General features: G+C 39.8%; 14 protein-coding genes. 3 read left to right on the top strand and 11 right to left on the bottom strand.

All coding sequences use genetic code 11. The annotated features are described in order from the left end of the window. Window position 1: 1 nt before the first annotated feature. Entirely contained in the window at window positions 2–997 is a 996-nt protein-coding gene (locus tag ACNSN2_RS06505; protein ID WP_418609051.1) for an efflux RND transporter periplasmic adaptor subunit, read from the bottom strand. A gap of 242 nt (window positions 998–1,239) precedes the next feature. Between ACNSN2_RS06505 and ACNSN2_RS06500 the strand changes: the two genes are divergently transcribed. Further along, the gene (locus ACNSN2_RS06500) at window positions 1,240–1,668 is read left to right on the top strand and encodes a hypothetical protein (protein ID WP_418608822.1); all 429 of its coding nucleotides are present in this window, start codon (window positions 1,240–1,242) and stop codon (window positions 1,666–1,668) included. 127 nt (window positions 1,669–1,795) lie between these two features. On the opposite strand, the gene ACNSN2_RS06495 is transcribed toward ACNSN2_RS06500, so the two are convergent. Then, a complete protein-coding gene (locus ACNSN2_RS06495; protein WP_075169263.1) occupies window positions 1,796–2,803 on the bottom strand; it encodes a rhodanese-related sulfurtransferase in 1,008 nt (335 codons plus the stop codon). Window positions 2,804–3,007: 204 nt separating this feature from the next. Between ACNSN2_RS06495 and ACNSN2_RS06490 the strand changes: the two genes are divergently transcribed. Both ACNSN2_RS06490 and ACNSN2_RS06485 read left to right on the top strand, forming a co-directional pair. Further along, on the top strand, window positions 3,008–4,330 hold the full coding sequence (locus ACNSN2_RS06490) for a DEAD/DEAH box helicase (protein WP_418608821.1): 1,323 nt from the start codon (window positions 3,008–3,010) through the stop codon (window positions 4,328–4,330). A 2-nt stretch (window positions 4,331–4,332) separates the two neighbouring features. After that, window positions 4,333–5,163, top strand: a complete 831-nt coding sequence (locus tag ACNSN2_RS06485; protein ID WP_054200878.1) for a S1 RNA-binding domain-containing protein — start codon at window positions 4,333–4,335, stop codon at window positions 5,161–5,163. A gap of 55 nt (window positions 5,164–5,218) precedes the next feature. Here ACNSN2_RS06485 and ACNSN2_RS06480 read toward each other — a convergent pair whose 3' ends face one another. The 9 genes from ACNSN2_RS06480 to serC all read right to left on the bottom strand — a co-directional run bounded on the left by ACNSN2_RS06480 (window position 5,219) and on the right by serC (window position 13,158). Beyond that, window positions 5,219–5,593: a hypothetical protein gene (locus ACNSN2_RS06480; RefSeq protein WP_418608819.1), complete on the bottom strand. Its 375-nt coding sequence runs from the start codon at window positions 5,591–5,593 to the stop codon at window positions 5,219–5,221. Window positions 5,594–5,682: 89 nt separating this feature from the next. Then, the gene (gene pyrF / locus ACNSN2_RS06475) at window positions 5,683–6,387 is read right to left on the bottom strand and encodes an orotidine-5'-phosphate decarboxylase (RefSeq protein WP_054200877.1); all 705 of its coding nucleotides are present in this window, start codon (window positions 6,385–6,387) and stop codon (window positions 5,683–5,685) included. A 33-nt stretch (window positions 6,388–6,420) separates the two neighbouring features. After that, the gene (gene lapB, locus ACNSN2_RS06470; RefSeq protein ID WP_054200876.1) at window positions 6,421–7,557 is read right to left on the bottom strand and encodes a lipopolysaccharide assembly protein LapB; all 1,137 of its coding nucleotides are present in this window, start codon (window positions 7,555–7,557) and stop codon (window positions 6,421–6,423) included. 2 nt (window positions 7,558–7,559) lie between these two features. After that, on the bottom strand, window positions 7,560–7,841 hold the full coding sequence (locus ACNSN2_RS06465; protein WP_008114742.1) for a lipopolysaccharide assembly protein LapA domain-containing protein: 282 nt from the start codon (window positions 7,839–7,841) through the stop codon (window positions 7,560–7,562). A gap of 21 nt (window positions 7,842–7,862) precedes the next feature. After that, the gene (ihfB, locus tag ACNSN2_RS06460; protein ID WP_008114744.1) at window positions 7,863–8,150 is read right to left on the bottom strand and encodes an integration host factor subunit beta; all 288 of its coding nucleotides are present in this window, start codon (window positions 8,148–8,150) and stop codon (window positions 7,863–7,865) included. 67 nt (window positions 8,151–8,217) lie between these two features. After that, window positions 8,218–9,885 (bottom strand): 30S ribosomal protein S1, encoded by a 1,668-nt coding sequence (gene rpsA, locus ACNSN2_RS06455; protein WP_002961176.1) that lies wholly within the window; start codon window positions 9,883–9,885, stop codon window positions 8,218–8,220. 95 nt (window positions 9,886–9,980) lie between these two features. Then, a complete protein-coding gene (cmk, locus tag ACNSN2_RS06450) occupies window positions 9,981–10,691 on the bottom strand; it encodes a (d)CMP kinase (protein WP_010389925.1) in 711 nt (236 codons plus the stop codon). 107 nt (window positions 10,692–10,798) lie between these two features. Next, entirely contained in the window at window positions 10,799–12,076 is a 1,278-nt protein-coding gene (gene aroA / locus ACNSN2_RS06445; protein WP_418608818.1) for a 3-phosphoshikimate 1-carboxyvinyltransferase, read from the bottom strand. After that, window positions 12,076–13,158, bottom strand: a complete 1,083-nt coding sequence (gene serC, locus ACNSN2_RS06440) for a 3-phosphoserine/phosphohydroxythreonine transaminase (RefSeq protein ID WP_010389922.1) — start codon at window positions 13,156–13,158, stop codon at window positions 12,076–12,078. The genes aroA and serC overlap by 1 nt, the downstream gene beginning before the upstream one ends. Between the last annotated feature and the right edge of the window lie 4 nt (window positions 13,159–13,162).

The following is a 13,162-nucleotide window of genomic DNA, read 5'->3' as shown; positions in this document are numbered from 1 at the left end:
GCTACTCCTGCGTACTAGCGATAGGTGCAGAAAAGCTTAATTCTTGATTGGCTCGCAAGCGCTGAACGCCTTCAACAACTAACGTATCGTTTGGCTGTAATGCCCCTGATACGAGTAAGCGTCCAGCCAAGCGTTGCTCTATTTTCACATCAACCCGGGTAGCTTTGTTATCAACACTTGTCCACACATAAGGACCCGTTGCGCCCCACAGTAGTGCTGCTTCAGGAATAGCGGCAAAGCGTTGACCTAATACTTTTATATGTACTCGAAAACTCATACCCGGTAAGAATTGTTGATCTTTGTTATTTAACTTTGCTTTGACTCTTAAGGTACGAGTTTGTGGGTCTATACGTGAGTCTAAATAGGCTATTTCTGCTTCAACAGGCGCTTGCGATTGCCATGGGAACACGCGTACGCTAGCATTATTTCTGAGCATCGCAATCGCTGATTCAGGCGCGTTAAAATTAATGTATAACTGGCGGGTGTCATCGATGCTGGCAATCATTGTTTGTGTTGTTATTCTGTCACCCACTTCAACGTCAGTCAGCCCCATAGTGCCATTAAAAGGGGCTCGAACTTGACGATCTTCTAATTCAGTTTCGGCTTGTATGAGAGTAACTTTTGCAAGCTCCACGATGGTTTTTGCATCGTCTACATCACTTTGCGGAACAGCTCCTTTAGCTTGGCTTTGTTTTAAACGTTTTAAAGTTCGCTGACTATCTGCTAATTTTATTTTAGCCTCTTCAAGGGCCGCTTTTTGCCTACGTGAATCTAGCTCAAGTAAAATATCACCTTCTTTAACCTTATCGCCAGGTTTAAAATGAACCGCTGCTACTTTGTCACCTACGGCAGGATATAAAATAACAGAATGGATAGCTTCAGCATTACCAACAGCCTGAACCTGCTGTTGGGCTTGTTCCATAGCGATATTTTCAACGACCACGCTAGCACCAGTTACTGGCAAACTAACCGATAAAAATAAGGCCGTTATGCCCATTAAAATATTTTGCGACTTCAAAGGATCACCCTAATTAATTATTATTTCCATTATGTTACGCAGTTTAACACCTCTATGATCAATAAATAGCTTAGTACGACTAATTAGCAAAACAACACGCTGAAATTAAACACCCACGTATTTAATACATATTCTTACACCAGCCTACAAAATCACCACATATTTTGTGCGTATTAAACACTATGATTTGGTCATTAGAGTGAATATACAAACGAGTATTTATGAATAAAAGTATAATTTTGGTTTTACTACTTAGTGGCTGTGCATCACAAGGGGTTGATCGTACGAGTCAAAATCAATTAATTAAACGCTATTATGCATCTGTTGAGTCAGAGCAAAAAGTAACACTTTCCTCAGAAGTTGGAACAGGCATAGCTGCGGGAGTTGGTTTTGGCTTTGTTGACAGCTTAGATGGCAACAGAGAAGAAATGATTGGTGGCGCTATTGTCGGCGGTTTAGTTGGAGGGTTATTTACTGCATTATTTGAGGGAGGTAATACGGCTTATCAGTATAACTTATACGCTGCTGATGAAGGTGAATTTACGGTTATTCAAAAGAAAAAACTCGATAAAAACACAGAATGTGTTCTTGTAAATTCAGCTAATAAAATTACACTTACGCCGATAGATAAAAGTTATTGTATTCGTTGATTAAGCTCAAAGTGAGTATCAAACCTTTAAGCTGCTAAGCAATGTAGCTCGCTATTTATAAATTACTTTTAAATAAAAAACCTCAGTATTTACTGAGGTTTTTTAATGAATAAATAAACGCGTGGTATTATTTATTTCGTTGTGCGTCTTTTTGCGCTTTTTTTGCTTCTTTACGTTGCTGTAAAGCAGCTTGTGCTTCGTTACCAATGTGGCCTTCACCGCGTGCTTGTGCCAATTCTATTTGCTTTTGACGCTCAGCAAAACGAGCGCGCTGCTCGTCGGTTACATCATCAATACAATGATGACACGACACCCCTTCCATGTATTCAGGCTTTTGTTTTTCTTCTTCTGTGATAGGCATCCGACATGCGTGACACTGATCATATGAGCCTTTTTGTAAGTCATGATTTACCGCGACACGGTTATCAAATACAAAGCACTCCCCTTCCCACATGGTTTCTTCTTTTGGTACTTCTTCTAGGTATTTTAATATGCCGCCTTCAAGGTGGTATACCTCATCAAAGCCCTGCTCTTTCATATAAGCTGTTGATTTTTCACAGCGAATACCACCTGTACAAAACATAGCTACTTTTTTATGCTTTTCTGGGTCGAGATTTTCTTTGGCCCACTGCGGAAATTCGCGGAACGTCTTCGTGTTTGGATCGACCGCGTTTTGAAACGTACCAATTTCAATTTCATAATCATTTCGGGTATCAACAAGGATAACCTCTGGATCAGAAATAAGGGCGTTCCATTCATTTGGCTTAACATAACTGCCCACTACTTTTAATGGGTCAACGCCCTCAACACCCATAGTCACGATTTCTTTTTTAAGTTTTACTTTAGTGCGGTAAAACGGGCATTCGTCATCATATGATTCTTTAGTAACAATATTGTCTAAATTAGGCTGGGTGTCTAACCACGCCAGTAAGTTATCTATGCCTTCACGTTTTGCTGAAACAGTACCGTTAATTCCTTCTGCGGCAATTAACAAAGTACCACGCACGTCGTTTTGCTCCATTACATTAAGTAAAGGTTGGCGAAGTGCTTCAAAATCAGGTAAAGAAACAAATTTATACAGTGCGCACACAACAAAGTGATCGCTGGTTACATTATCTTTATGGATAGCAGTCATGGTTTTCCTATTTTGCCTTTAAACCCCGCAAGGGGCGTTTACCGAATCGTAAATCCGGCGCATATGGGGCGCGTATTTTACGCTTTTTTTATTTAAATGCAAAAAAATGGATGATAATGCGCTTTTTACTGTTAGCGCAGTGGCTCAGTGGGCTATAATGCGCGGATAAATTTACAAGACTTGCTCATATTGGAGAAATATACATTGCACTTTACTGATCTTGGGATTGATACTCGCCTAGAAACACAATTAGCGCACCAAGGGATCACCCAGCCTACCGATATTCAAGCTCATGCTGTGCCAACGGCACTCGCTGGACATGACATTTTCGCTCAGTCAAAAACTGGGTCAGGCAAAACTTTAGCGTTTTTATTACCTGCAGTGCAGCGAGTAATGAAACAAAAAGCACTCAGTAAACGTGATCCTCGTGTACTTATTGTTGCTCCAACTCGTGAGCTTGCAACCCAAGTGTTCACCCAACTACGATTACTTATTGCCGGTACCAATATCAAGGCAGTTAAAATTCTCGGTGGTGAAAACTTTAACGACCAAATTAAAGCACTGCGCAACGACCCACATTTTGTGGTTGCTACACCAGGGCGCTTAGCCGATCACTTAAAGCAACGCTCTTTACAGTTAAGTGGCTTAGAGCTACTTATATTTGATGAAGCTGACCGTATTTTGGATTTAGGTTTCACCGACCAGCTTAAGTTAATTAATGAACTGGCAGATCACCGATTACGCCAGACCCTATTGTTTTCAGCGACATTAGATCATGCTCAAGTAGATGCCCTTTCGCGTAATTTATTAAAAAAACCAAAACAAATTATGCTCAGTGCAGCCAATGAGCAACACAGTGATATTAAACAAACATTGTATTTAGCCGATCATCTTGATCATAAAGAAGCGCTACTTGAGCATTTTCTTAATCAAGATAATGTAGGGCAATGTATTATATTTACCGCAACACGTGCTGATACCAGTCGCTTAAGCGAGGCATTAAATAGTAAAGGCTTTAAGTCTGTCGCACTAGCCGGGGATTTAACTCAAAGTAAGCGCCTTGATATCATGGATGCGTTTAGCCGTGAGAACTTTAAAATATTAATTACTACTGATGTTGCATCTCGCGGTTTAGATTTACTCAGTGTGACCCATGTTATAAATTTTGATTTACCAAAACACGCTGAAGAATACGTTCACCGTATTGGTCGCACAGGCCGAGCTGGTTTTAAAGGCAACGCGCTATCATTTGTTGGTCCTAAAGATTGGGCAAGTTACTTAGCAATAAAGTCATTTTTAAATGACGAATTGTCGTTTGCGGTGGTTGATGGTTTAAAAGCGAAATTTAAAGGCATCAAAGAGAAAAAGGTTACGCCAGTTAAACCAATTAAAAAGGTAGTGGCTGATAAAAAACCACATCAAAGACGCAAAGCGAAACCTAAAAAACCAGCAGCCCCAATTAAAGCACCACTCAACATTGATGGTGATACCCCGATGCGTCGTAAAAAAAAGCCTGAGCAGGAATAATTATGAGTAACCTTGGAACTACCCAAACCCTATTTGTAAAAGAAGTCAGTAATGAAGGTGCCTATTTAGATGGCCATGACTTAGGTGAAGTTTTTTTACCTAAACACGAGATTAAACATGAACTTGAAGCTGGCGATAGCATCAGCGTTTTTACCTTTTTAGATAACGCAAACCTGCCAACAGCAACAACTAAAAAACCACACGCACAAGTCGGTGAATATGCCCTACTGCGCGTTAAAGAAATAAACAGCATTGGGGCTTTTTTAGATTGGGGTTTAGAAAAAGACGTACTTGCACCGTTTAATGAACAAAAACCGCGTATGCAAGAAGGCTACTCTTATTTAGTCCGTTTATATCTTGATAATGCTAGTCAACGAATTTGTGCTTCAACCAACTTTAATCGCTTTTTATCAAAAGACGAGCCGCAATATAGCCACTTGCAAGAAGTTGATTTAATTGTGGCAGGTAAAACCGATATTGGCTACAAAGTACTTATTGAAGAATCTCATTTTGGTGTTGTATTTTACAACATGGTATTTAAAAACCTATTTGTTGGTCAAAAGCTTAAAGGGTTTATTCAAAAAGTACGTGAAGACGGAAAAATTGACGTCATACTTGAAAAGCCAGGTATGGGTAAAGTCAGTGAACTTGGCGAAAAAATTATGGAAAAACTAAAAGATGAAGGTGGCATATTAGCCATAGGCGATAAGTCTGAACCTGAATTAATTAAAAAAGTATTTTCGACCAGTAAAGCAAACTACAAAAAAGCCATTGGTGGGTTATTTAAACAAGGCTTAATTGATATTGAAGCTAAGTCTATTCGTTTAAAATAATTCAATAAAAAAGCCACCTAGGTATAAACTTAGGTGGCTTTTTCGTATCTAAAATTTATAACTTAATGTTTTTGTAAGGTAAGGTACAACGTGAATATTGATTTGAATATTCAATTAATTCTTTCTTAGACGTCATATTTAACGGCGCTAATCTAAAAACTTTTTTTGTACACTCATTCTGCATTTCATCGTGTACATCAACACACTCTTTGCTACTTATATTAAGTCCAGCTAAAACACTTTCATTTGTATAGCACAAATGCTGAGCATAATTTTGAGCGATTTTTTTAAACTTAAACAAATCAACGGGGTAATCAGATACCAAATCAGTAACATTCGAAACATCATCATACATTTTAGTTGAAAAAACATATTTATTAACAGCAAAGCCACTAATGATAATTACCACTACAAACATTATTAAACGCAAAGTTAGTTCCTCACTGCATAGCCGTAATTAAATGTAGCACAAACAAAAAGAGTTGTAATAAACTCCTTATAATTATGCAAACTTTAAGTTTAAGCTATTGATTTATTTACATCACTCAATACTTGCACCGGGTTTTGTGCCTGAGTAATAGGACGCCCTATTACTAGGTAGTCACTGCCAGCTTCAATGGCTTCTTTAGGTGTCATAATACGTTTTTGATCGCCCGCATCACTACCAGCAGGACGAATACCTGGGGTTACTAGTTTAAACTCGTCTCCCAATGCTGCTTTTAAACTTTGTGCTTCTTGTGCTGAACACACTACACCATCAAGGCCTGCTTGTTTGGTTAGTTTTGCTAAGTGCATCACTTGCTCTTGTGGTGATTTACTAATGCCTAAACGTTTAAGCTCTGCTTCATCCATGCTGGTTAAAACGGTCACTGCAATCAATAATGGGGCTTTATCGCCAAACTGCTCAAGTGCCTGCTTAGCTTTATGCATCATTTCAAAACCACCACTTGCATGAACATTAACCATCCACACGCCCATTTTAGCTGCAGCAGTTACTGCTTTAGCAACAGTATTTGGAATATCGTGGAACTTTAAATCTAAGAATACATCAAAACCTAAATCAACCAGCTCTTTAACAAATGCAGGGCCAAAATAAGTGAACATTTCTTTACCCACTTTTAATCGACAGGTATCCGGTGATAACTGTTTAACAAAAGCTAAAGCAGTTTGCTGATCATCATAATCAAGAGCGATAAGAATTTTTTTTGATTGTTCGAAAGACATAACTATCCTACTAGTGAGCGAAAAGTATAAAGATTAAAATCCGTCTAAGCCTCTGCTAGGCACAATGGTTTCCCAATGTTTACACGAAGGGCAATTCCAATAAATGGTGTAACTTGTAAAGCCACAATGCTGACATTGAAAGTCAGGCTTAGTTGCAATATATGAGGTAACAAGTTTATCTATTTGATTAAGCACATCTTTTGTATTTTTATTTTCGGCGCTCATTAACTGCAATAAAAAACTAAAACCACGAATTGTGGGCTGACGTTTTAAACTATCAGTTAAAAACTCAAAGGCTTGTTCAGTGTGGCCTTGCTCAAGCAACGCTTGGCAATGCTGTATTTTTATCATTACTCCACCTTTTTCTAATAACTCAGCAACGAGTTCATGAAACTGATGGGTTAATTTTAGTTGCTTATAACTATGCGCTAACTTATCAATAAATAATGGCGCAAAAAAGGTAAATTGGCAGATAAGTTCTCGCCAATAATAAATTGCTTTAACGTAATCCTCTTTTGTATAGGCAGACAAACCGAGTTCATATAGAGGTCTGATTGTTTTAAAGTTTAAGCTAATAGCTTTGCGCATAAGTTGAGGGTTATTACTGGCAATAGCATGTTCACAGTAAAAGTTTGCGATGGCTTTGAAGTGTTGCTCTTTTGAAAAAAGCTCAGTATGCGCTTCAAACATATTAATGCCTTTTTCCCATTCACGGGTCTGTGAATATAAGGAGATAATTGGCTCAAGAGCATCTTCATGGTTATTTTTTACCAGCCATATTAAATGTTCTTCTGCGCTATCGAGTAAACCTGCCATGATATAGTCTTCGGCTAATTCTAACCGACTATTGGCAGCTTGTTTCTCGTTAAGGCTTGGGTGTTTTAATAGCAATTCATGAATTTTTATTGCGCGGTCGAGCTCACCACGGCGGCGAAACATAGTGGCTAAGGTAGAATAGTGTTCTACAGAGTCAGCAGCTACTTCGAGCAAATTAATTAAATGCTCAAGCCCCTGATCTTCTTCTCTGTCTAGTAAAAACTTTAAGCCTTTACTGTATTCAGAAGTTATTTGACGATTAAATTGATGAGCCTGATTTTTCGCACTGTTTTTCCCCATGATCCAGCCATAACCGGCGGCAACAGGAAGCAGTAAAAACAACAGCTCAATCATAATTAGGTATCTTTGTTGGCAATACGCTTTTTATTATCTTTTTCAGGCGTTAATTGCTTTTTTAAACGGTAATTTTGCCACTTTAATTGCGTAAACAATTTAAAGCTCACAAAGCAACCCACTACAACACCTAACAAAAAGCAGATACTTATTATAACGGCTAAAGGTAATGTATTACTGGCTATTATGTAGTTAATTTGTGTTAATTGTGGATTTTGCGAACCCAATACAAATGCACCAATTAAAAATAGTGCTGCCAGAATAATTTTTAATACCTTGAACAAGTAACTACTCCAATAAGTTTACTAAGCAATGCTCTCGTTTACACGGTCACGTAGTTCTTTGCCTGGCTTAAAATGAGGTACATGTTTACCATCTAACTCTACAGTTTCACCTGTTTTAGGATTTCGACCTGTACGAGGCGCACGGTAATGCAAAGAGAAACTTCCAAAACCTCGGATCTCAATACGATCTGAAGAAGATAATGAGCCGGCCATTTGTTCAAGAATTTCTTTAACAGCGTTCTCAACATCTTTAACTGGAATATGTGAATGTTGTTCAGCAAGTGTTTCTATCAGTTCTGACTTAGTCATAGCGTTTCCTTAAAAAGAAATAGTGGAAGGGCATAAACTGCCCTTCCAATTAAAAGACTATAATTAATTAGTCTTTTTGTGCATTTGCGAAAGCAGCTGCCATTGCGTTTTCGAACACTGGCTCTTCTTTCTTAAGCTTCTCTAGTACTTCTTTCTCTTCTGCTTCGAAAAGAGCTTTAACAGATAAGCTTAAAGTGCGGTTCTTACGATCAACACCAACGTATTTAACTTCGATTTCGTCGCCTACAGAAACAACAGTAGTTGCATCTTCAACGCGCTCTTGAGCGATATCAGCTACACGGATGTAACCTTCAACGCCTTCGATAAGTTCAACAGTTGCGCCTTTCGCATCAACTTCAGTCACTTTACCTTTAACAATAGCACCTTTTTTGTTTGCATCAAGGTAGTTATTGAATGGGTCAGCTTCGATTTGCTTAACACCTAGAGAGATACGTTCACGCTCTGGGTCAACTTGCAATACGATAGCAGTGATTTCGTCGCCTTTCTTGAATTCACGTACAGCTTCTTCGCCAGGTGTATTCCAAGAAATGTCTGAAAGGTGTACAAGACCATCAATACCACCGTCAAGACCGATAAAGATACCGAAGTCAGTGATTGATTTGATCTTACCAGTAACTTGGTCGCCTTTGTTTTGTAGACGAGCAAATTCCTGCCAAGGATTAGCAATACATTGCTTAAGACCAAGAGAAATACGACGACGTTCTTCGTCGATTTCAAGAACCATAACTTCAACAGTGTCACCAAGTGAAACAACTTTTGAAGGGTGGATGTTCTTGTTAGTCCAATCCATTTCAGAAACGTGTACTAGACCTTCAACGCCTTCTTCGATTTCTACGAAGCAACCGTAATCAGTAAGGTTAGTTACACGACCAGAAAGTTTAGAACCTTCTGGGTAACGACCAGCGATAGCTGCCCATGGATCTTCGCCAAGCTGTTTAAGACCTAGAGATACACGAGTTTTATCTTTGTCGAATTTAAGAACTTTAACTGCGATTTCGTCGCCAACATTAACGATTTCTGAAGGGTGCTTAACACGCTTCCACGCCATGTCAGTAATGTGTAGTAGACCATCAACACCACCAAGGTCAACGAATGCACCGTAGTCAGTAAGGTTCTTAACGATACCTTTAACTTCTTGACCTTCAACAAGGTTAGCAAGAAGCTCTTCACGTTCTTGTGAGTTTTCTGATTCGATAACTGCACGACGTGAAACAACAACGTTGTTACGTTTTTGATCAAGCTTGATTACTTTAAATTCAAGCTCTTTGCCTTCAAGGTGAGTTGTGTCACGTACTGGACGAACATCAACAAGTGAACCAGGTAGGAAAGCACGGATTGAATCAACTTCAACAGTGAAACCGCCTTTAACTTTACCGTTGATAACACCAGTAACAGTCTCTTGCTCTTCACATGCTTTCTCAAGACGGATCCACGCTTCGTGACGCTTCGCTTTCTCACGAGAAAGGATAGTTTCACCGAAACCGTCTTCGATTGCATCTAGTGCAACATCTACTTCGTCGCCAACAGCAACTTCTAGTTCACCAGCAGCATTTTTGAACTGCTCTGCAGGGATAGCACTTTCTGATTTAAGACCAGCATCTACAAGTACAATGTTGTTCTCGATTGAGATTACTGTACCTTTAACGATAGAGCCTTGCTCTGCTTCAAAACCCTTTAAGCTTTCTTCAAATAACTGCGCAAAATTTTCTGACATACGAATATACGTCTCATATATTAATACCAATAAGCAACCATGCTGCATGGGGTTGTTAAAATAGCACTGGCGTCCTGCTGGTGCATAAAATGTGTTTAGCTTCGTTTAGGAAGCTTACCTTCAGAGATGCTTGAATCTAATAAAGTTATAACTTTATCAAAGACTTGCTGTGCGTTGAGTTCGCTAGTATCAAGCTCAATCGCATCCTCTGCAGGTACAAGCGGCGCAACGGCGCGATTCATATCGCGATCATCACGTGCTTGAATGTCTTGTAATAGACCACTTAGTGTAACATCAAGCCCGCGCTCATTCAACTCAACAAAACGTCTGCGAGCACGTTCTTCTGCGCTTGCGGTTAGAAATATCTTTAATGGCGCATCAGGAAACACAACAGTGCCCATATCGCGACCATCAGCAATTAAGCCATTTTCAGTTCTAAACGCACGCTGGCGACGAAGTAACGCTTCACGAACTCGTGGCAATGCCGCCACTTTAGACGCTGCAGCTCCCACTTCTTCATTTCGAATAGTGGTTGTTACGTCTTCGCCTTCTAAAATAATCTTTCCTGCATTAGTGTCACTGTCTATCAAAAACTGCACATCAAGATTTGCAGCTAATGGAACAAGTGCTTCTTCGTTATCTAACGCAATTTGGTGATGAAGTGCTGCAAGTGAAAGTACGCGATAAATTGCACCGCTATCTAACACATCCCAGCCTAATTTTTCAGCCAATAAGCGACAAACAGTTCCTTTACCAGAACCACTTGGGCCATCTACGGTGATTACGGGCATTAATAACGCCGGCATTTAAAACCTCCTTCAATGCACACCAAAATAAACCGCCACATTATACGTCAATTATTAAAGATTATCCGCTTTTAGTATGTAACTTTTTATAAATACTTATAAATAGCCTATTTACTGACAGATGCTAACACGTTGAAAAATGTTGGGAATGTCTTGTAAGTACAGGCTGGATCGTTAATAGTTATGGGCTTACCCCCTACTGCCACCATTGCAAAGCACATGGCAATACGGTGGTCATCATAGGTATCTACAGCCACATTATTAAACTGTTTTGGCGGTGTGATCTCAATAAAGTCATGCCCTTCAACTACTTCAGCCCCTACTTTTTTAAGCTCAGTGGCCATAGCGTGTAAACGGTCAGTTTCTTTTACTCGCCAGTTATAAATATTGCGAATTGCCGTTGGCCCTTTTGCAAACAAGGCAACTGTAGCCAGGGTCATTGCAGCATCAGGTATTGCATTAGCATCAATATCAATACCGTTAAGCTCACCTTTACGAACAACTAAACGTTCGTCATACCAATCAATTTTGGCACCTACTTGCTCCATAACGTTAGCAAAACCAATATCACCTTGAACTGATTTAGCACCGACGCCTTTAATTTCTATTTCGCCGCCGGCAATTGCTGCAGCAGCAATAAAGTAAGAAGCAGATGAAGCATCCCCTTCGACCATAATTCGCTCAACGGCTTGATACTGTTGTGCACCTTTTACAAAGAAAGTACTGTAATTGTCATGCTCAACGGTAACACCAAAACGCGCCATTACATCAAGAGTAATATCAATGTAAGGCTTAGACACTAACGTGCCTTTAATTTTAATTTGAGTATCACCTTTAAATAACGGTGCAGCCATAAGCAACGCAGTTAAAAATTGGCTTGAAATACTACCGTCAATTTCGACTTCACCACCGGAAATTTTCCCGCCGACAATTTTAAGTGGCGGATAATCTTTATTTTTTAAATAACTAACATTACCACCTAAGGCTTGCAGTGCATCAACTAAGTGGCCAATTGGTCGCTCTTCCATACGTGGCTCACCAATTAACTTATACTCCCCAGCAATCGCTGCAAGCACGGCCGTTAAGGGACGGTATGCTGTACCTGCATTACCTAAAAACAGTGCTTCAGTTGGCGTTTTAAATACGCCACCTACACCTTCTACGGTCGCGATGGTTCGCTCATCATTAAGTGTCACATTCACACCGAGCTGCGCTAAGGCGCCCAACATATGGCGAATATCATCACTGTCTAATAAGTTTTCTACAACCGTGGTGCCGTTTGATAGTGCAGCCAATAATAGAATGCGATTTGACAAGCTTTTCGAACCCGGCAGAGTAACACTGCCATTAACCTGTGAAATAGGCGCTAAAGAAAGTTGCTCCATTAGCTGTTCTCCTTTGCGAAAGCCGCCATAAAATCAACTAATGCTTTAACCCCTTCCAGTGGCATTGCGTTATAAATACTCGCGCGCATACCGCCAACAATACGGTGCCCTTCAAGCGCTAATAAGCCCGCTTCTTTTGACTCTTTAACAAACTTATCATTTAGGCTTTCATCAACTAACCAAAAAGGCACATTCATACGTGAACGACAATGTTTTGCTACCTTGTTGGTGTAAAAATCAGACTCATCGATAAAGTCATAAAGCAGCTGAGCTTTGGCAGTATTATGTGTTTCCATGGCTTTTACACCGCCATTTTGCTCAAGCCATTCAAATACTTCAGCTGCTAAATACCATGCAAATGTAGGTGGAGTGTTAAACATACTGCCTTGTTTTGCTTCAAGGGCGTAATCCAAAATACCTGGCTTAGCTAGCCCTTCACGCTCAAGTAGCGTTTTACGAACAATTACGATAGCAATACCCGATGGGCCGATATTCTTTTGAGCACCTGCGTAGATTAAATCAAATTGATTAACGTCAATTTCGCGCGATAGAATAGTCGACGACATATCGGCGACAATCGGTGCTGTTGGGTGACTGGGTACATCAAAAATCTCTAGACCATCTACAGTTTCATTTGGGCAGTAATGAATATATGCAGCATCGGCTGGTAAAACCCAATCGGCTACCTGCTTAATAGAAAATAAACCGTTATCATCATTACGTACATCAATTGTGTGAGTTTGAGTAAACTTATCGGCTTCGCTAGTTGCACTTTTTGACCACACGCCGTTTTCACAATACACCGCTTTTTTTCCATCAACGTGGAGGTTTAAAGGTACGGCACTAAATTGACCTCGACCACCGCCGTGCATAAACAGCACTTCAAACTCATCACTAATATTCATTAAGCGACGTAGACTAGCTTCACACTTAGCCGTTAATGCTAAAAATTCTTTACTGCGATGGCTCATTTCCATTACTGAAACGCCAAGCCCTTGCCAGTCTAAAAACTCTTTTTGTGCTTTTTGCATTACAGCCGGTGGTAACATTGCAGGACCCGCACAAAAATTATAAATACTCATTACC

This window comes from Pseudoalteromonas sp. US3C1013 (assembly GCF_048401115.1).
GTDB lineage: Bacteria > Pseudomonadota > Gammaproteobacteria > Enterobacterales > Alteromonadaceae > Pseudoalteromonas > Pseudoalteromonas undina.
The sequence above is the reverse complement of the archived record's forward strand: the minus strand, read 5'-3'. Positions and strand labels throughout refer to the sequence as shown.